This window comes from Stappia sp. ICDLI1TA098 (genome assembly GCF_054880955.1).
Map to the genome: position 1 here is coordinate 110,405 of NZ_JBTZBT010000004.1, position 18,861 is coordinate 129,265.

13 protein-coding genes are annotated in these 18,861 nt (G+C 66.1%); 7 read left to right on the forward strand and 6 right to left on the reverse strand.

Annotated elements, in window-relative coordinates; translation table 11 throughout:
* Positions 1 to 18: 18 nt before the first annotated feature.
* On the reverse strand, positions 19 to 513 hold the full coding sequence (locus ACSLUQ_RS18090) for a response regulator (protein ID WP_461809314.1): 495 nt from the start codon (positions 511 to 513) through the stop codon (positions 19 to 21).
* A 386-nt stretch (positions 514 to 899) separates the two neighbouring features.
* Between ACSLUQ_RS18090 and hemH the strand changes: the two genes are divergently transcribed.
* From hemH to ACSLUQ_RS18105, 3 genes are all read left to right on the forward strand, one after another.
* Positions 900 to 1,931, forward strand: coding sequence for a ferrochelatase (gene hemH / locus ACSLUQ_RS18095; RefSeq protein WP_417773124.1), 1,032 nt, complete (start codon positions 900 to 902; stop codon positions 1,929 to 1,931).
* 141 nt (positions 1,932 to 2,072) lie between these two features.
* Positions 2,073 to 3,068 (forward strand): SPFH domain-containing protein, encoded by a 996-nt coding sequence (locus ACSLUQ_RS18100; RefSeq protein ID WP_417772946.1) that lies wholly within the window; start codon positions 2,073 to 2,075, stop codon positions 3,066 to 3,068.
* Between the two features lie 3 nt (positions 3,069 to 3,071).
* Complete coding sequence (locus tag ACSLUQ_RS18105; protein ID WP_417772947.1) at positions 3,072 to 3,524, forward strand: NfeD family protein; 453 nt, start codon at positions 3,072 to 3,074, stop codon at positions 3,522 to 3,524.
* Between the two features lie 15 nt (positions 3,525 to 3,539).
* Here the strand turns inward: ACSLUQ_RS18105 and ACSLUQ_RS18110 are convergent, their stop codons facing one another.
* From ACSLUQ_RS18110 to ACSLUQ_RS18120, 3 genes are all read right to left on the reverse strand, one after another.
* Positions 3,540 to 4,394 (reverse strand): OmpA/MotB family protein, encoded by an 855-nt coding sequence (locus ACSLUQ_RS18110; RefSeq protein WP_417772948.1) that lies wholly within the window; start codon positions 4,392 to 4,394, stop codon positions 3,540 to 3,542.
* A 24-nt stretch (positions 4,395 to 4,418) separates the two neighbouring features.
* A complete protein-coding gene (locus ACSLUQ_RS18115) occupies positions 4,419 to 5,186 on the reverse strand; it encodes a motility protein A (RefSeq protein ID WP_417772949.1) in 768 nt (255 codons plus the stop codon).
* Between the two features lie 188 nt (positions 5,187 to 5,374).
* Complete coding sequence (locus ACSLUQ_RS18120) at positions 5,375 to 6,391, reverse strand: KpsF/GutQ family sugar-phosphate isomerase (protein WP_417772950.1); 1,017 nt, start codon at positions 6,389 to 6,391, stop codon at positions 5,375 to 5,377.
* A gap of 174 nt (positions 6,392 to 6,565) precedes the next feature.
* Between ACSLUQ_RS18120 and ACSLUQ_RS18125 the strand changes: the two genes are divergently transcribed.
* The 4 genes from ACSLUQ_RS18125 (at position 6,566) to ACSLUQ_RS18140 (ending at position 12,143) form a co-directional block, all read left to right on the forward strand.
* Entirely contained in the window at positions 6,566 to 8,077 is a 1,512-nt protein-coding gene (locus ACSLUQ_RS18125) for an outer membrane beta-barrel protein (protein ID WP_461809315.1), read from the forward strand.
* Between the two features lie 123 nt (positions 8,078 to 8,200).
* On the forward strand, positions 8,201 to 9,460 hold the full coding sequence (locus ACSLUQ_RS18130; RefSeq protein WP_461809316.1) for a lytic murein transglycosylase: 1,260 nt from the start codon (positions 8,201 to 8,203) through the stop codon (positions 9,458 to 9,460).
* Positions 9,461 to 9,527: 67 nt separating this feature from the next.
* Positions 9,528 to 10,691, forward strand: coding sequence for an SGNH/GDSL hydrolase family protein (locus tag ACSLUQ_RS18135; protein ID WP_461809317.1), 1,164 nt, complete (start codon positions 9,528 to 9,530; stop codon positions 10,689 to 10,691).
* A gap of 141 nt (positions 10,692 to 10,832) precedes the next feature.
* Positions 10,833 to 12,143, forward strand: coding sequence for a methyl-accepting chemotaxis protein (locus ACSLUQ_RS18140; protein WP_461809318.1), 1,311 nt, complete (start codon positions 10,833 to 10,835; stop codon positions 12,141 to 12,143).
* 101 nt (positions 12,144 to 12,244) lie between these two features.
* Here ACSLUQ_RS18140 and ACSLUQ_RS18145 read toward each other — a convergent pair whose 3' ends face one another.
* Both ACSLUQ_RS18145 and gltB read right to left on the reverse strand, forming a co-directional pair.
* On the reverse strand, positions 12,245 to 13,675 hold the full coding sequence (locus tag ACSLUQ_RS18145) for a glutamate synthase subunit beta (RefSeq protein WP_417772955.1): 1,431 nt from the start codon (positions 13,673 to 13,675) through the stop codon (positions 12,245 to 12,247).
* Between the two features lie 13 nt (positions 13,676 to 13,688).
* On the reverse strand, positions 13,689 to 18,419 hold the full coding sequence (gltB, locus tag ACSLUQ_RS18150) for a glutamate synthase large subunit (RefSeq protein ID WP_417772956.1): 4,731 nt from the start codon (positions 18,417 to 18,419) through the stop codon (positions 13,689 to 13,691).
* Positions 18,420 to 18,861: the final 442 nt, after the last annotated feature.

Here is an 18,861-nt window from a genome sequence, read left to right on the forward strand (position 1 = left end):
TGCTTCGGCCTGGGCCTCCTACAGATAGAAGATATCGTCCTCGGCGGTCGCATCCGGCTCCGCTGCGCGCGGCGGCTCTTCCTCGACCGGCTTGGCCGTGCCCTTCGGCACGCGGAGCTTCGCCCTGGCCGGCGCGGCGCCAAGCACCGCTTCCACATGCGACTTCAGGCTCTTCAGCGAGAAGGGCTTGGCCAGCACGGAATGCGCGTCGAGATCCGCGGCAAGCTTGAGAAGCTCCAGGTCGACATCGGCGCAGGAAACGATCACCGGAGTCACCGCCAGGCGCAGACGCTCGTCCGCCCTGAGACGCTTGAGGAAGCGCATGCCCTCCAGGCGCGGCTGCCGCCACTCGAGCAGCACCAGATCGAAGCCCTGGGCTTCAAGAAGGCGCTCGCCAGCCTTGACGCCGGCTGCCTCCTCGACGTGCTCGAAGCCGATACGCTCGAGCATTTCGCGGATGAGACGGCGCGCCGGAGCGCTTTCCTCGATGAGAAGGATCCTGTGTTTCCGCAAGGTTCCACCAAACTACGTAAATGCATTCACCGCCGGATATACGCCCCGGCCGACTCAAAAAAACACGCGCCGCGCGCCAGGCAACAAATAGTCTTTCCGGCTAAATTCCGGGTTAAGGGCATGATGCAAATTACATCGTAATTAATGCCAATATTTTGACTGCGTCATTGCGCCGCGTGTCGAGGCGATCCTGTCGGCCCGGCCTTGCGTATGAAAAGTTCAGCAAGACCATGTGGACGCAGAGGTGCGTCTGCCTTAAGTGCGGCGAGACGACGGCGTCGGCGTTTTCGAGCCGCAAGCGACCAGGAGCGACACGGAAGATCATGAACGCGGACAGCACTACCCAGGCCGGGACCGAAACTGGAGACGACACGAGGGCGCGCGAGATGGGCCGGATCAGGCTTCCCGCCGCGCATCCGCCGGTCAAGGCCGGTCGCATCGGTGTGCTTCTCGTCAATCTCGGCACGCCGGACGGCACCGATTTCCGCTCCATGCGCCGCTACCTTCAGGAGTTCCTCACCGACAAGCGCGTGATCGAATGGCCCAAGGCGCTCTGGTATCCGATCCTCTACGGCATCGTGCTCAACACTCGCCCGAAGAAGTCGGGCAAGGCGTATGAGGAAATCTGGAACAAGGAACTCGACGAATCGCCGCTGCGCACGATCACGCGCGCCCAGTCCGACAAGCTCGCCGCCGAGCTTGCCGGCGTGGACGACCGGATCGTCGTCGACTGGGCGATGCGATACGGCAATCCGTCGATCGCCTCGCGGCTCGAGCACCTGCGCGAACAGGGTTGCGACCGCATTCTGGCGTTCCCGCTCTACCCGCAGTATTCCGCCTCGACCACGGCCACCGTCAACGACGTGATCTTCAAGGAGCTGCTCAAGCTGCGCTGGCAGCCGGCATTGAGGACCGTGCCGCCCTATCATGACGACCCGGCCTATGTGGATGCGCTGGCCGAGTCGATCGAGACGCATCTTGCCGGCCTCGATTTCGAGCCTGAGGTGGTGATCACCTCCTATCACGGCATTCCGCAGTCCTATTTCAAACGGGGCGATCCCTATCACTGCCATTGCCAGAAGACGACGCGGCTGCTGCGCGAGCGGCTCGGCTGGAGCGAGGAGCGGCTGAAGCTCACATTCCAGAGCCGGTTCGGCCCGGAGGAGTGGCTCCAGCCCTATACGGACAAGACAGTCGAGGCGCTGGCGAAAGCGGGCACGAAGCGCGTTGCCGTGCTCAATCCGGGTTTCGTCGCCGACTGCCTGGAAACGCTCGAGGAGATTGCCGGCGAGGTTGGCGAGATCTTCCACGAGAATGGTGGCGAGCATTTTGCCCATATTCCCTGCCTGAACGACAGCGATCCGGGTATGCGCGTAATCCGTTCTGTCGTGTTGCGCGAGCTTTCCGGCTGGATCTGAGGTCAGGAGCGGACGCCGACCCTTCTCGGGGTCGGTCCGCGCGGGCTTGCAGTTCGCGCGTGAGCGCGTACATCATGCCCCGCGCGCACCCTTGCGCGCCAGCCACGCGCGGGGCCGAGCCGCGTTCTGGAGGATCGCGGAATGCCTGAAGGACTGATCGGACCGGATCTGGTCGTCGTCGGCCTGTTCGTGCTGGCCGTCATTGTCGTCATCGCCGGCATCAAGACGGTGCCGCAGGGCTACAACCTGACGGTCGAACGTTTCGGCCGGTACCGCAAGACGCTGCAGCCGGGCCTCAACTTCATCATTCCCTTCGTCGACCGTGTCGGCCGCAAGATCAACATGATGGAGCAGGTGCTCGACGTTCCCTCGCAGGAGGTGATCACCCGCGACAACGCGTCGATCACGGCCGATGGCGTCACCTTCTATCAGGTGCTCGACGCGGCCCGCGCCGCCTATGAGGTCTCGGGGCTGGAGAATGCGATCCTCAACCTGACCATGACCAACATCCGCTCCGTCATGGGCTCGATGGACCTCGACGAGCTGCTTTCCAACCGCGACGAGATCAACCTGCGCCTGCTCAAGGTCGTCGACGCGGCGGCCAGCCCCTGGGGCGTGAAGATGACCCGCATCGAGATCAAGGATATCAACCCGCCCGTCGACCTCGTCGACGCGATGGGCCGGCAGATGAAGGCGGAGCGCGAGAAGCGGGCTTCGATCCTCGAGGCGGAAGGCAAGCGCCAGTCGGAGATCCTGCAGGCGGAAGGCGAGAAGCAGTCGCTTATCCTGCAGGCCGAGGGACGGCGCGAGGCGGCATTCCGCGATGCCGAGGCGCGCGAGCGTTCGGCCGAGGCCGAGGCCAAGGCGACCCAGCTCGTCAGCGAGGCCATCGCCGGCGGCGACGTGCAGGCGATCAACTATTTCGTTGCCAACAAATACGTGGAGGCGCTCGGCCAGTTTGCACGCTCGCCGAACCAGAAGCTGCTGATCCTGCCGACGGAAACCACCGCCATCCTGGGATCGCTCAGCGGTATCGCCGAGATCGCCCGCGACGCGTTCGGATCCGACGACAAGCCGCGCCGCAGAGGTGGCGTGCCGACGGCCGGTGCCCGCCCGACCGACCGCGGCGAGGGTTGAGCGATGGTGCTGCAGCGGCTGGTGTCCGAGCTTGGCCCCTGGCTCTGGTGGATCATAGGGCTGGTTTTGCTCGGTCTTGAGGTGCTGGCGCCGGGCACCTTCTTCCTGTGGTTCGGATTGTCGGCGCTGGTCGTGGGAACGCTGGCGATCTTCGTCGACGTCGGCTGGCAGGCGGAAGTCCTGCTTTTTGCGGGGCTGTCGCTGGCAAGCCTGCTCGCCGGCCGCGCGTTGCTGCGCCGCTACCCGGACGAGGGCGGAGAGCCGCATCTCAATCGGCGCGGAAGCCGGTTCGTCGGGCAGACTTACGTCCTGCGCGAGCCGATCCTCGATGGCAGCGGCCGCATCGCCATAGACGACACGGTCTGGCGCGTGCGCGGCCCGGACGCACCGGCGGGAACGCGGGTGCGGGTGCTCGCGCTCGACGGCTCGACGCTGCTGATCGAGCACGCGGACTGAGAAGAGGCCGGCGGATTACGGTGTGTGTCCGAGCGGCAGCGGCGGGTCTTCCTTCATCAGCAGGATGCCGATCCGCCGGTTGGCGGCCAGATAGGGGTCGTTGGGAAACAGCGGCTCGGTGTCGGCCTTGCCGACCACGCCGTAGAACCGGTCGGAGGGAATGCCGTAGTCGGAGAGGATCTGGCGCGCGGCGTTCGCCCTGTCGGCGGACAGTTCCCAATTGGTGTAGCCGGGATTTGTGGTCAGGCCGCCGGAGGTCGTATGGCCCGTGATCTGGATGCGGTTCGGCATCTGCGCGATCACCGGCGCCATGCGGGCGAGCAGCCGGCGGGTCACCTCATAGGGATACTTTGATCCTTCCGGGAACATGGACCGGCCGTCCTGGTCGACGAGGGTGATGTTGAGCCCCTCGTCGCTTTCCTCGAGAATGATGTTCGAGGAGATTTCGGTGATGTCGGGCATTTCCTGCCAGGCCTGACGCAGCGATGCAGCCGCCGTGGCGAACTGGCGGGGCTTCTCGATGTCCGTTTCCCGGGCATCGTGGGTGTCGGCCTCCGGTCCCTGCTTGCGCCGCTCTTCGTGCATCTCGGAGGCGAAGTCCGAATCGAAGTCGTCGGGAACCTGTGACACGTCCTTCATGTACTCGCGTACCGGGATGCCTTCGATTTCCATGATGCCGTTGCGCCGTGAGCTTTCCTTGATGCCGAAGGCCTCGCGCATCGAACCGGCGACGATCTGGAGCTTCTGCTTGTCCTGGATCGAAAAGGAAATGATGAGCACGAAGAAGCACACCAGAAGGGACATCAGGTCGGCGAAGGTGACGAGCCACTCCGGGGCGCCGCCGCCGCCTTGCTGCTTTTTCTTGGCCATCGGTCAGCGTGTCCTTTCCGGCCGTCAGGCCGCCTCGGCGAAGTCGGCGCGGATCTTTTCGGGCAGGTAGGCGATCAGCATGTCGCGGATCAGCGCCGGGCTCTTGTTCTGGCGGATCTGCATGACACCGTCGATGACCAGGGTCTGGTTGACCTCCTCGGTGTCGAACTTGGAGTCGAGCTTGTCGACGATCGGCAGGCAGACGACGTTGGAAATCAGAGCGCCGTAGAGTGTCGTCAGCAGCGCGATGGCCATGGAGGGGCCGATGGTCGAGGGATCGTCCATCGTCGCCAACATCTGCACCAGGCCGACCAGCGTCCCGATCATGCCGAAGGCGGGAGCGGAATCGCCGAGCGCCTTGAAGACCTTCTTGCCCTCGCCGAGCCGATCAAGGAACAGATCGCGCTCGCGTTCCATCGTTTCCTTGATGAAATCCATCTCGTAGCCGTCGGCGATGTACTGGACGCCCTTGGCCAGCGTTGCGTCGCTGACCTCGACGCTTTCCAGACCGAGCGGACCGGACTTGCGCACGGTGTCGGCGAGGCGCGTGATTTCCTCGATGAGGTCGCGCGGGCTGGTCTTCTTATGGGTGAAGGCGACCTTGCTGCCGACGATGAAGGCGCTGCCGATGCCGGAAAGTGGAAAGCGCACCAGCGTCGCCGCGAGGCCGCCACCCACCACGATGAGGACGGATGGGATGTCGATGAACTGCGAGATTGTGCCGCCAAGCAAGATGGCGATCAACACGACCACGAAGGCCGCAACGATACCGATGATCGAACCTAGATCCATGACCCTACAGTGCTCCGGGGCGATGAAACCCGTCTGTGCGAATGGAGCAATCTTAGGGTGGGGGTCGCTAATCAATCCCTAAGCGCGTAGCGTCAACGGTGCTGACGTCGCGAAATGCACACGCTCAGCCCGCGGATTCTCGATCATGGTAAACGAAAGGCTTCCGGAGGAACCCCTGATCGCAGGGGTCAGGCGACGCCGTGGCGAAGCAGGTCGTGCAGGTGGATGATGCCGACCGGGCGGGCGCCATCGACCACGAAAACGGCCGTGATCGAGACGCGGTTGATGAATTCCATCGCCGAGGCCACAAGCATGTCGGGCGGGATGGTCTTCGGATTCCGCGTCATGACCTGGCTCGTGGTCTTGTCGAGGAAGTCGTTGCTCAGGTGGCGACGCAGGTCGCCGTCGGTGATGATGCCGACAAGGTTTCCGGCCTCGTCGACAATGCCGAGAATGCCGAATCCCTTCTGGGTAATGAGCACGATTGCATCGCGCATTGGCGTGTCGGCGGCGGCGAGCGGCAGACGGTCATCGCGGTGCATGATGTCGCGGGCATGCAGCAGGCTGGCACCAAGGCGGCCGCCGGGATGGTAGATCTTGAAGTCCTGCGCGGTGAAGCCGCGGGCCTCCAGCAAGGCGATGGCGATTGCATCGCCCATGGCCATCTGCAGCACGGTGGATGTGGTCGGGGCAAGTCCGTGCGGGCAGGCTTCCTCGGCCCGGGGCAGGGCGAGGACGATGTCGGCGGCCTTGCCGAGGGCGCTCTGCGGGCGGGAGGTGATGGCGACCAGCGGCACCTTGAAGCGGCGGGTGTAGGCCAGTGTCGCGGCCAGCTCCTGCGTTTCGCCCGACCACGACAGGGCCACCACCACATCCTCGTCGGTGATCATCCCGAGGTCGCCGTGGCTGGCTTCCGTCGCGTGGACGAAGAAGGCCGGCGTGCCGGTGGACGCCAGCGTCGCGGCAATCTTGGCGCCGACGTGTCCGCTCTTGCCGATGCCGGTGATGATGACGCGGCCGCGTGCGCCGGTGATCGTCTCGATGGTCTGGCGGAACGGCTCGGACAGGCCGTTGGCAAGAGCGTCGCGAAGCGCCTCCATGCCACGGATTTCCGTCTCGATGGTACGCAGGGAGGAGGCTCGGGGCTGGGTCGCAGCCGCCGTATCGGACGATTGGAACGAGGAGGTCGCCACAGGCACGCTCATCCTTTTGGTGCGGATGTTTGATGCCCCTCATACGCGCCTTGACCCGGATCGGCAAGCCACAGGCTCTCTCCGGCAACCCTCCGTTAACCTTAACGGACCATTATCAGCCCACAAGCGTGGCGTGGTGTGCGCTGGCGACAGATCCCGATATCAGACGGTTTTCACGGCTTCCCAATGGCGCGTTCCGGCTCCCTCCTTCCGATCCTGCTCGCTGCCCTTGTGGCGGCGGAGGCGGCGCATGCCCAGGATGCAGGAACGGCGGACGCGTTTCCCGCCTTCGATGCCGCCGACGTCGCCGCCCCGGGTCTCCAGGACATCGACGCTCAGGAGCAGGCGCCGCTTGACGGTGCCGAGGGCACGACGCCCGGCGCGCTTTCGTCCGACACGGCGACGCGGGGCACGATCGACGGACTGGCGGCGGGGGCGGGCGAGCGCGCCGTGCCGCTGGCACAGACCGGTCGCGTCGGCCCGGTGCAGCCCTACGCGGAGCGCATGCGCGCCATGCGCCGGGTCACGCCACTTGGTGGTGGCGGCAATGCGAACAGCGTCGTCTTCGACGGCGACACCACGCGGGATGCGCCGAACGGCATTCGCGTCGGATCGTTTCTTCTTTATCCCGAACTCTTCACCGGCATGGGCTGGAGCGACAACCGCGCCGGCGATTCAACCGGAAGCGCAGGAACGCTCTACCGGATCGCGCCGTCCGTGCGACTGCAGTCGGACTGGTCGCGCCACAGCCTCGGCGTCAACCTGCGCGGCGGCTACACCGGCTATCCCGGCAGCGACCTGCAGGGCGATCCGAACATCACGGCCGACGCGCTGCTTCGCCTCGAGGTCAACGACCGCACGGAAGTCGATGTCGAGGCGAACTACGGGCTGGCGCTCGAGGACCGTGGCACGGCGGAATCGAGCGGTGGCGAGCAGGACATTCACGAGGCCGGGGCGGGGCTTGCGCTGCGCCGGCAGGTCGGGCTGGTCGGCGCCGAGCTGCGCGGACGTGTGGATTCCACCTTCTACTCGGGCACCGGAGGCGTTGCCCCCGACCGCAACCGCGACAACGCGCTGTTGACCGGGACGCTGAGGCTGGAGGCCAACACCGGCGCGGCCGTCGAGCCCTATGCGGAAGCAAGCCTGCTGAGCCGGCGCTATCTCGAACGCTGCACCAACACGGCAACCTGCTACGACCGTAATTCCGCCGGCTACGGGCTGCGCGCGGGCGTCACATTCGAAGCGGGGGACAAGCTGTCCGGCGACGTCTCCGTCGGCTGGCGCAGCGAGACGCCCGACGACAACCGACTACAAGCGCTGGAGGGCATGACCGTCGACGGATCGCTCGTCTGGTCGCCGGCGCGCCTGACCACCGTGACGGGGCTGCTGAACACCACGCTGTCGCCCTCGGACCTGGCCGGCACGCCGGGCTCGGTCACCTATTCCGGCGACCTGCGGATCGCCCAGGGCTTCTCGGACGCTTTGACCGGAGAAGTCGGTGTCGGGTATTCATGGACGGATTACACGGGCATCGCGCTGACCGAGCAGGAAGCGCGGGCGACATCGGCGCTGACCTATGCGCTGACGTCCAATGTCGCGCTGCAGGGCCGCTATACATTTCGGCGGTTCTCCTCGACGACTCAGGGCGCGGGCTACAGCGCGAGCGAGATCGAGGCGGGACTGAGGTTCCGCCGCTGACGGGGATTACGGGCCGCCTTGCCGAAAGGGCCCGACACTTCAATCCGGGGCGCCTGGGGGGGCGTGAACGCGAGCCGGCCGCATGGGCGGCGGGACCTCGCAGGGGGATGATCAGGAGTATGCATGTTCGTTTCGCCGCGTGATGCCATGACCAAGACCGGCCGTTCGATGGGGAAGCTGGTCCGGGCCGGGGCCGGCATGGCCGTGCTCGCCCTGTCGGCTTTCGTTTCCCTCGCTTCGGTGCAGCCGGCTGCCGCCGATGCCGCCTTCGACCGCTGGGTCCGCGATTTCTGGCCGCAGGCGCGCGCCGCAGGTGTCAGCAACGACACCTATCGTCGGGCCTTCGCCAATGTGACCCCGGATCCCGATACGATCCGTCTGATGAACAAGCAGTCCGAGTTCGTCAAACCGATCTGGGACTATCTCGACAGCGCCGTTTCCGACACGCGGATCGCGACCGGGCGCGAGATGCTTGTGACCTACGCCCGCGAGCTTGCGGTCATCGAGCAGCGCTACGGCGTCCAGAAGGAAGTCGTGCTGGCGATCTGGGGCATGGAAACCAACTACGGCAGCTTCCGTGGCGAGCACTATGTGGTGCGCGCGCTGGCGACGCTCGCCTATGCCGCGCCGCGCCGCCGCGAGTTCTGGAACAAGGAACTGGTGACCGCGCTCAAGATCATCCAGGACGGGCATGTGCGCCCCGAGAACATGGAAGGATCCTGGGCCGGTGCGATGGGGCACACCCAGTTCATGCCGTCGAGCTGGAAGAGCTATGCGGCCGACTATGACGGCGACGGTCGCAACGACATCTGGACCAACGTGCCGGACGCGCTCGCCTCGACGGCAAATTACCTGAAGCGCCATGGCTGGCAGTCGGGCAAGACCTGGGGCTACGAGGTGGTGCTGCCGCGCGGCTTCAACTATGCGCTCGCCGATACTGAAAAGACGCTCGGATCCTGGGCGAACCTGGGGATCCGGCGTCCGAACGGCCGTTCCTTCCCGCGCCCCTCGGACGATGCCGAGCTGGTGCTGCCGGCCGGCGCGTCGGGGCCTGCGTTTCTGATGCTGCGGAACTTCTTCGTCATCAAGCGCTACAACAATGCCACCGCCTATGCGCTCGCCGTTGGCCATCTCGCCGACCGGGTGCGCGGCGGCGGCGACTTCGCCCAGCCCTGGCGCCGTGACGCGCTGCCGCTGTCGCGCAGCCAGACGGAAGAGCTTCAGACCCTGCTGAACCGTCGCGGCTTCAATGTCGGCTCGGCGGACGGCCAGGTCGGTCCGGCAACGCGCCGGGGCATCCGTTCGTTCCAGCACGCGGCGGGACTGATCCCGGACGGCTATGCGTCCGAGGCGCTGCTCGCGCGGGTGCGGGCGGGAAGCTGAGGCGAGGGACGCGGGCTTGGACCAGGGTCCGCGTTTCCGCTATTGTCGCGCCATGAGACGGTTGAAGATGCCCTCCCTCGCATCCATCGCGGATGCGCCCCTGCGTCGGAGCGTTCTCCGGGCCCTCGCTGGCGTTGTGGCGCTTGCCTTCGTGTTTGCCGGCCTCGCGTCGGTGTCTGGCGAGGCGCTGGCCCAGAACGGCCGGCCCATCGTCGGGCAAAACGACAGCCGCGGCGGCGGATTCCATCCGCTTTCGCCGCTGTTGCGTCTCTTTGGCGTCGAGCGCCGCAGCCGCCCGCGCTTGAAGGAGCAGAAGCCGGAACGTCCCGCCCGCAGCACAATTCGCGAACCGGCCAAGCCGGTCATCGTCCAGGTGCCAAAGGAAGCGGATGCGCGCGTTGTTCTGGTCGTCGGGGATGGCCTTGCAAACGAACTCGCCGAGGGGCTCGAGGCGACCTACTCGGAAATCCCCTCGGTCAAGGTGGACAAGCTGATCTTCTCGGGATCCGGGCTCACCCGACCGGGGCCGGTGGATCCCGCCGACCGGCTTCGGGCCGTGCTCCAGGGGCGCAAGGTCGCTGTGGTGGTGGTGCTGATCGGCGCGGAGGATACGCGCGACATCGAACAGGGCGGGTCGGCCGCCGCCTTTCGCAGCGATACCTGGGATGCCCTCTACGCCCGGCGGATCGACCAGCTCGTCGCCGCGGCGCGCAGCCTTCGCACGCCGCTTGTCTGGGTGGGGCTGCCACCTCCCTCGGGGCAGGCGAAGCGGGCCAATTTCGGTCACATCAACACGGTCTCCAAGGCGCGGGCGGAGGCCAACAACGCCATCTATGTGGATGTCTGGGACGTGTTCCTCGACGAGAACGGCGGCTATACGTCTTTCGGTCCTGACGTTGAGGGCAAGCGCCGGCGCCTGCGCGACGGCGACGGGATCGGCTTCACCTGGCCCGGTCGGCGCAAGCTTGCCTTCTTCGCCGAGCGCGCGGTTGCGCGCATCCTCGGCTCTTCTGGTGCCTATGCCTTCGAGGGGGTGGAAGACGACCCCAATTTCATCGTCCTGACCGGGCGACTCGGAGCGCCGGAGACGGAGCTTGCCGGCGGCGAGAACGCCCGCAACGAGCCGGTGGCGGAGACGCCGCAATACGATCTGATCGTGCAGGGCGTCGCGCTGCCTTTCGCGGAAGGGCGGGTCGATGACTTTCGCAGCGACAAGAAGCAGCTCCGGTAAAACCGCTCCCATCAGGGGTATTGCCTAGTTTTCTCTTTCTTCATGTTTCTCGATCACGGTCAGGCACAAGGCTTTTCCAGGGTTGAGAGAATGAAGACGCGACATTCCGTAATTCCGTCCCTGACCGTTCTTGGGCGATTCATGCTCCTGGTCGGCTCCGCGGCAATGATCATGCTCGCGGGAACGGGCTATTCCTTCTATGTTTTCCGCCATTCCGTCGTCACCGCGCTGACCGATCCCGAGCAGGCCAAGGTGCTGTTGGGCGCGGGCGCTGGCGCGGGACTCGACGCGCTCATTCTCGGCCGGATGGTGGAGATCGCCATCGTTTGCACGCCGGTCGGCATCGCCTTTCTTGCGCTTGCCTTGTGGCTTGCCCTCGGTGTTCGCAAGCCGCTGAAGGAGCTCCAGGGCGGCCTGGATGCTCTCTCGCAGGGCGACTTCGACATCTCCATCGCTGGCGCTGAGCGCGGCGACGAGATCGGCGCGATTGCCCGTTCCGTTGCTGAATTCCGTGGCAAGCTCGCCGAAAAGGCCGAGCAGGACGCCCGGCGGACACTTCAAGAGCAAGAGCGCCGGGCGATCGAGCGCGGCGAGACGCTGCGCAAGGTGGCCTCGGACTTCGAGGGGACGGTCGTCGGCGTCGTTGAACGCCTCGGCGAGGCGGCTCGCTCCGTCGGCACGATCTCGCAGCATCTCGACGGAGCCGTCGACGATGCGGCCAGCGCGGTCGAGGCGGCCTCGGATTCCTCCCAGCAGGCGTCGAGTTCGGTCGAAACGGCTGCCGAGGCGGCGGAGGAGATGACCCAGTCGATCCTCTCGATCGGGCGCGAGATGGAGCAGGCCGCCGAAATGGCGCGTGTCGCCGTCGACGAGGCCCGCTCCACGGACACCATCGTCGGCCGCCTCGCAGACAGCGGCCGGGCCATCGGCGAAATCATCGACCTGATCAAGCAGATCGCGGACCAGACCAACCTGCTTGCCCTCAACGCGACCATCGAGGCGGCGCGGGCCGGCGAGATGGGGCGCGGCTTCGCGGTTGTCGCCAACGAGGTGAAGACCCTGGCAGGGCAGACCTCGCGCGCGACGGAGGACATTTCCCTGCAGGTGGAAGAGGTGCAGCAGGTGTCCGAGCAGGCGGTCTCGGCGATCCGCTCCATCGCCGGCACCGTGGAGCGCATCCACGTCATCTCCAGCACCATTCTCGATGCGGTGCAAAAGCAGATGGCTGCGACCGGAGAAATCACCCAGAGCGTCGACTTCGCCACCCAGAACACCCAGTCGGTCGCTGCCAACATGGATGCGCTGACGCGGGCCAGTTCCTCCACGCGCACGGCGACGGACGAGATCCGCACGGCAACGAGCGAGCTTGCCGATCTTTCGGGAAGCCTGCAGAGCCAGGTGGGCGGCTTCCTCAACAGCATCAGGGCGAGCTACGACGACAAGGCGGCCTGAGAAGCGCCGGCAGTTTCACTGGTCGACTATGAAAAACGGCGCCGAGGGGCGCCGTTTTTGTAGTTTGAGGCAGGTGTCCGTCCCGCTCGCGGGCGCTGTCTTCAGCGCGGCAGGTTGGATGCGCCGGTCAGGTGCAGGTCGATGGCGCGGGCCGCCTGACGGCCTTCGCGGATCGCCCAGACGACGAGCGACTGGCCGCGACGCACGTCGCCGGCGGCGAACACACCGTCGATGCTGGTCTTGTAGTCGGTCGTGTCGGCCTTGATGTTGCCGCGCCCGTCCCGATCGATCTCGCCTTCGAGCTCCTTGAGATAGGTGCCCTCGAGCGGACCGGCGAAGCCGATGGCGATCAGCACCAGCTCTGCGCGCAGGATGAACTCCGAACCCTCGATCGGGCGGCGCTTCTCGTCCACGCGGGCGCATTTCACGCCGATGACGTGGCCGTCCTCGCCGACGATTTCGAGCGTCGCTGCTGCGAACTCGCGCTCGGCGCCCTCGGCCTGCGAGGAGGACGTGCGCATCTTCGTCGGCCAGTACGGCCAGACGTTGAGCTTGTCTTCCTTCTCAGGCGGGCGCTGGCGGATGTCGAGCTGGGTGACGGACAGCGCGCCCTGGCGAAACGACGTGCCGACGCAGTCGGACGCGGTGTCGCCGCCGCCGATGACGACGATGTGCTTGCCGCCGGCCCAGAAAGGCTGCTCGGCCGAGACGTCCTCGCCACCGACGCGGCGGTTCTGCTGGACGAGGAACGGCATGGCGTACATGCAGCCGGCAAGGTCCTGACCGGGAAGCTCGGGATCACGCGGGCGCTCGGCACCGGCGGTGATGAGCACGGCGTCGTGGCGCTGGCGAAGCTCGTCCACCGTGATGTTGACGCCAACATCGGCGCCATAGTGGAAGACGACGCCCTCGCCCTCCATCTGCGCGACGCGGCGGTCGATGTAGTGCTTTTCCATCTTGAAGTCGGGAATGCCGTAGCGCATCAGGCCGCCCGCCCGCACGTCACGCTCGTAGACGTGAACCGTGTGGCCGGCGCGGGCCAGCTGCTGGGCGGCCGCCATGCCTGCGGGGCCAGACCCGACGATGGCGACCGTCTTGCCGGTGCGGAACGGCGCCGGCTCGGGCTTGATCCAGCCTTCGCTCCACGCCTTGTCGGCAATGGCCTGTTCCACCGTCTTGATGGCGACCGGCACATCCTCAAGGTTCAGCGTGCAGGCTTCCTCGCACGGCGCGGGGCAGATGCGCCCCGTGAACTCGGGAAAGTTGTTGGTCGAGTGCAGGTTGCGCGCCGCCTCTTCCCAGTCGCCGTTGTAGACCAGGTCGTTCCAGTCCGGGATCTGGTTGTTGACCGGACAGCCGACAGGGCCATGGCAATAGGGAACGCCGCAGTCCATGCAGCGCGCTGCCTGACGCCCGACATCCTTGTCCTCGAGCGGCAGCGTGAATTCCTTGAAGTGGCGAATGCGGTCGGAGGCCGGCTGGTACTTCTGCTCCTGCCGGTCGATCTCCAGGAAACCGGTGACTTTTCCCATATCGTCGTCTCCCTTACTCGGCCGCCACCAGGCCGAGCCGCTTTTCTTCCATTTCCCTGAGGGCGCGGCGGTATTCAACCGGCATCACCTTCACGAATTTCGGACGGAACTCGTCCCACTTGTCGAGGATCTCCTGAGCCCAGGCGGATCCGGTGTGGGCGATGTGGCTGGCAATGATCTGGCGCAGACGTTCGTCATCGTGGCGGGTCATGTCGGCCGAAAGGTCGACGCGCCCCTTGTGCTCGATGTCGCCGCCGTGGTGGTGCAGCTTCTCCAGGAGGTCGTCCTCCTCCGGAACTGGCTCGATGTCGACCATGGCGAGGTTGCAGCGCGAGCGGAACGAGCCGTCCTCGTCGAGCACATAGGCCACGCCGCCCGACATGCCCGCGGCGAAGTTGCGCCCCGTCCAGCCGAGCACGACGACGACGCCGCCGGTCATGTACTCGCAACCGTGGTCGCCCACGCCCTCGACCACCGCGATGGCGCCCGAGTTGCGCACGGCGAAACGCTCGCCGGCGATGCCACGGATGTAGCACTCGCCCTCGGTCGCACCGTAGAGCACGGTGTTGCCGGCGATGATCGAGTAATCCGGGTCTGCCGAGCTCTTCGGGTTCGGCCGGATGACCAGCTTGCCGCCGGCGAGCCCCTTGCCGACATAGTCGTTGGCGTCGCCCTCGAGCGTCATCGTGATGCCGCGCGTGAGGAAGGCGCCGAAGGCCTGGCCGGCGGTGCCGGTGAGGCGGATGTCGATGGTGCCCGCCTTCAGGCCCTTGTGGCCGAAGCGGCTGGCCACCGCGCCCGACAGCATGGCGCCGGCGGAGCGGTCGACGTTCTGGATGGTTTCCTCGATGACGACGGGTTCGCGGCGCTCGAGCGCCGGCTCAGCGGCGGCGATAAGCCGACGGTCGAGAATGTCGTCGATCGGGTGAACCTGGCGCTTGGTCCAGCGCTTCTCCTCGGCCGGGGCGTCCGGCACGTGGAAGATGCGCGAGAAGTCGAGACCCTTCGCCTTCCAGTGCTCGATCAAGGGCGAGCGGTCGAGCAGGTCGGCGCGTCCGACAAGCTCGTCGAAGCGGGAGATGCCCATGGCCGCCATCATCTCGCGAACTTCCTCGGCGACGAAGAAGAAGTAGTTGACCACATGCTCGGGGGCACCCTTGAAGCGCTTGCGCAGCACCGGATCCTGGGTGGCGATGCCGACCGGGCAGGTGTTCAGGTGACACTTGCGCATCATGATACAGCCGGCGGCGATCAGCGGCGCGGTGGAGAAGCCGAACTCATCGGCTCCCAGGAGCGCACCGACGATCACGTCGCGGCCGGTCTTCAGGCCGCCGTCGACCTGCAGGGCGATGCGCGAGCGCAACCCGTTCAGCACCAGCGTCTGCTGGGTCTCGGCGAGGCCGAGTTCCCAGGGGCTGCCGGCGTGCTTGATCGAGGTCAGCGGCGAGGCGCCGGTGCCGCCGTCATAGCCGGAAATGGTGATGTGGTCGGCACGCGCCTTGGCAACGCCGGCGGCAACCGTGCCCACACCCACCTCAGACACCAGCTTGACCGAGATATCGGCGGCCGGGTTGACGTTCTTGAGGTCGTAGATGAGCTGCGCCAGATCCTCGATCGAGTAGATGTCGTGGTGCGGCGGCGGCGAGATCAGGCCGACGCCCTGTGTCGAGTGGCGCACCTTGGCAATGACCGCGTCGACCTTGTGGCCGGGCAACTGTCCACCCTCGCCGGGCTTGGCGCCCTGCGCGACCTTGATCTGGATCATGTCGGCGTTGACCAGGTAGTCGGTGGTCACGCCGAATCGGCCGGAGGCGACCTGCTTGATCGCCGAGCGCATCGGGTTCCGGGAACCGTCGGGGAGCGGATTGTAGCGCTCCGGCTCCTCGCCGCCCTCACCGGTGTTCGACTTGCCACCGATCTGGTTCATCGCAACCGCGAGCGTCGAATGCGCCTCGCGCGAGATCGAGCCGAAGGACATGGCGCCGGTGGAGAAGCGCTTGACGATCTCCGCTGCCGGCTCGACCTCGTCGAGGGGGATCGGCTTGCGTCCGTCCTCGTCCGCCGACTTGATGTGGAACAGGCCACGGATGGTGAAGCGGCCGTTCTCCTCATTGGTCTCGCGGGCGAACTGGCGGTACATCTCCGGCAGGTTGCCGCGTACGGCATGCTGGAGCGAGGCAATGCCGTCCGGCGTCCACATGTGGTTCTCGCCGCGCACGCGGTAGGCGTAATCGCCGCCGACCTCGAGCGAGCGGCGCAGCACCGGAACGTCCGCGAAGGCGGTCCGGTGGCGGTTGGTCGTCTCCTCGGCGACCTCGGCAAGGCCGATGCCCTCGATGATCGTCGCCGTGCCGAAGAAATACTCCTCGACAAAGCTGCTGGAGAGGCCGACCGCGTCGAAGATCTGCGCGCCGCAATAGGACTGGTAGGTGGAGATGCCCATCTTGGACATCACCTTGAGGATGCCCTTGTCGATCGACTTGATGTAGCGGTAGACGACCTCGTCGGCGTCGACCTCCTCGGGGAAGTCGAGCTCGGCGTGAAGCTGCAACAGTGTCTCGAACGCCAGATAGGGGTTGATCGCCTCCGCGCCATAGCCGGCCAGCACGCAGAAGTGATGCACCTCGCGGGCCTCGCCCGTCTCCACCACGAGACCGACGGAGGTCCGCAGACCCTTGCGAATCAGGTGGTGGTGCACGGCGGCGGTCGCCAGCAGTGCCGGGATCGGAATGCGGGCGCGGCTGAGCAGGCGGTCGGACAGGATGATGATGTTGTAGCCGTTGACGACAGCCCGTTCGGCGCTGGCGCAAAGGTTGTCGAGAGCCTCGCGCATGCCATCGGCGCCGCGTGCGACGTCATAGGTGATGTCGAGCGTCTTGGCCGAGAACTGGTTGTCGGCGATGTCGCCGATGGTGCGGATCTTCTCCAGGTCGTCGTTGGTCAGGATCGGCTGGCGAACCTCCAGACGCTTCGACGTGGCGAGACCCTTGAGATCGAACAGGTTCGGCCGCGGCCCGATGAAGGACACCAGGCTCATCACCAGTTCCTCGCGGATCGGGTCGATCGGCGGGTTGGTGACCTGTGCGAAGTTCTGCTTGAAATAGGTGTAGAGCAGCTTCGGCTTGTCGGAGAGCGCGGAGATCGGCGTGTCCGTCCCCATCGAGCCGATGGCTTCCTGACCGACGGTGGCCATCGGCTGCATCAGCAGCTTGATGTCCTCCTGGGTGTAGCCGAAGGCCTGCTGGCGATCGAGCAGCGTCTCGGCGGCGACCGGCGCGCGCCCGCGGACCGCCGGCATTTCCTCCAGCACGATCTGGGTGCGGTGGAGCCAGTCCTTGTAGGGGTTGGCCGTCGAGAGCTGACGCTTGATCTCGTCATCCGAGATGATGCGGCCTTCCTCGAGATCGATGAGGAGCATCTTGCCCGGCTGCAGGCGCCACTTGCGGATGATGCGTTCCTCCGGCACCGGAAGCACGCCGACCTCGGACGACATGATGACCATGTCCTCGTCGGTGACGATGTAGCGGGCCGGGCGCAGACCGTTGCGGTCGAGCGTCGCGCCGATCTGGCGACCGTCGGTGAAGGCGGCGGCGGCCGGCCCGTCCCAGGGCTCCATCAGGGCGGCGTGATACTCGTAGAAGGCACGCAGGTTGTCGTCCATCAGCGGGTTGCCGGCCCAGGCTTCCGGGATCAGCATCATCGCCGAATGGGCGAGCGAGTAGCCGCCCTGGACGAGGAACTCCAGTGCGTTGTCGAAACAGGCGGTGTCGGACTGCCCCTCGTAGGAGATCGGCCAGAGCTTGGAGATGTCATCGCCGAAATGCGGCGACGAGACGCTCGCCTGACGCGCCGCCATCCAGTTGACGTTGCCGCGCAGCGTGTTGATCTCGCCGTTGTGGGCGACCATCCGGTAGGGGTGCGCGAGCTCCCAGGACGGGAAGGTGTTGGTCGAGAACCGCTGGTGCACCAGCGCCAGCGCCGACGTGAAGCGCTCGTCCTTCAGGTCCTTGTAATAGGCACCGAGCTGATAGGCGAGGAACATGCCCTTGTAGACGAGCGTGCGGCTCGAGATGGAGACGATGTAGAAGCCCGCGCCGCGCGCCTGGGTCTGCGAGCGCACCGCATTGGAGATGACCTTGCGCAGGACAAAGAGGCGACGCTCGAAGTCGTCCTGGGTCTGGCAGCCACGGCAGCCAATGAACACCTGGCGGGAGACCGGCTCGGTCGCTGCGATGTCGGGCGCCTTGGACAGCGAGGAATTGTCGACCGGCACGTCGCGCCAGCCGAGGAACTCCTGTCCCTCTTCGCCGATGACGCGCTCGATGATCTCCTCGCACTGGCGACGCAGCTCCGCGTCCTGCGGCAGGAAGATGAAACCGACGCCGTAGTTGCCGGGCGCGGGCAGGGAGACGCCGAGTGCTGCGGCCTCCTCGGCAAGAAATGCGTGCGGGATCTGCACCAGCATGCCGGCGCCGTCGCCCATCAGCGGGTCCGCACCGACCGCGCCACGGTGGGTGAGGTTTTCCAGGATCTGGAGACCGTCGCAAATGATGCGATGCGATGCCTTGCCCTTCAAGTGGGCGACGAAGCCGACGCCACAGGCGTCGTGCTCGCGGTCGGCACGGTAGAGGCCCTCGCGGCCCGCTGTCTCTCGTGCGTCGCGTTTCGCCGTGGAAAGGGTCGCGTTTGCCGTCGTCGCGGCGGCATGGTCCCGGGCCTCGATGGTCACGTCGGTCCTTTTCATGTCAACCCTCTCCTTGTCGTCGGTCAGCGGTGCGTCCTTCTCCGTTCGGGTCGCGCGAGATTGTGCGCGGCTCGTGCGGCGAACAGGCGAATGCCCCGACGCTGACCCTATTGAAGCGGTCCGGCCCCCGGCCTGTTTGCCGGTGCGGGAACGGTCCCGCGGGCGTCGCGCCTCGTTATACCCCCTGACCGGCGTGTCGCGCCGGTCTATCCGGACCCCCCGGATCCGCATGACTTGACGTCCCATCCACCGTGCCGTCCTGCCGGACAGCGCCACGCATGCTGCGCGACGCCTTCCTTTTAGCACAGACGCCCGCATGGCATGACCGGCCGGGAGTGGCCGTTTTCATGACACGCGCATAACGGTCACCGACGTCTTCCTAGCGGAGGCGAAAGGCTTCGTCACGCGGCCGCGCATTCGCGCGGATGGGGTCATTGTCTCG

Excerpts from the sequence above, each read along its gene's own strand:
- hemH (WP_417773124.1), top strand. The coding sequence starts at position 900 with ATGGGCCGGATCAGGCTTCCCGCCGCGCATCCGCCGGTCAAGGCCGGT.
- ACSLUQ_RS18100 (WP_417772946.1), top strand. The coding sequence starts at position 2,073 with ATGCCTGAAGGACTGATCGGACCGGATCTGGTCGTCGTCGGCCTGTTC.
- ACSLUQ_RS18105 (WP_417772947.1), top strand. The coding sequence starts at position 3,072 with ATGGTGCTGCAGCGGCTGGTGTCCGAGCTTGGCCCCTGGCTCTGGTGG.
- ACSLUQ_RS18110 (WP_417772948.1), bottom strand. The coding sequence starts at position 4,394 with ATGGCCAAGAAAAAGCAGCAAGGCGGCGGCGGCGCCCCGGAGTGGCTC.
- ACSLUQ_RS18115 (WP_417772949.1), bottom strand. The coding sequence starts at position 5,186 with ATGGATCTAGGTTCGATCATCGGTATCGTTGCGGCCTTCGTGGTCGTG.
- ACSLUQ_RS18120 (WP_417772950.1), bottom strand. The coding sequence starts at position 6,391 with ATGAGCGTGCCTGTGGCGACCTCCTCGTTCCAATCGTCCGATACGGCG.
- ACSLUQ_RS18125 (WP_461809315.1), top strand. The coding sequence starts at position 6,566 with ATGGCGCGTTCCGGCTCCCTCCTTCCGATCCTGCTCGCTGCCCTTGTG.
- ACSLUQ_RS18130 (WP_461809316.1), top strand. The coding sequence starts at position 8,201 with ATGTTCGTTTCGCCGCGTGATGCCATGACCAAGACCGGCCGTTCGATG.
- ACSLUQ_RS18135 (WP_461809317.1), top strand. The coding sequence starts at position 9,528 with ATGCCCTCCCTCGCATCCATCGCGGATGCGCCCCTGCGTCGGAGCGTT.
- ACSLUQ_RS18140 (WP_461809318.1), top strand. The coding sequence starts at position 10,833 with ATGCTCCTGGTCGGCTCCGCGGCAATGATCATGCTCGCGGGAACGGGC.
- ACSLUQ_RS18145 (WP_417772955.1), bottom strand. The coding sequence starts at position 13,675 with ATGGGAAAAGTCACCGGTTTCCTGGAGATCGACCGGCAGGAGCAGAAG.
- gltB (WP_417772956.1), bottom strand. The coding sequence starts at position 18,419 with ATGAAAAGGACCGACGTGACCATCGAGGCCCGGGACCATGCCGCCGCG.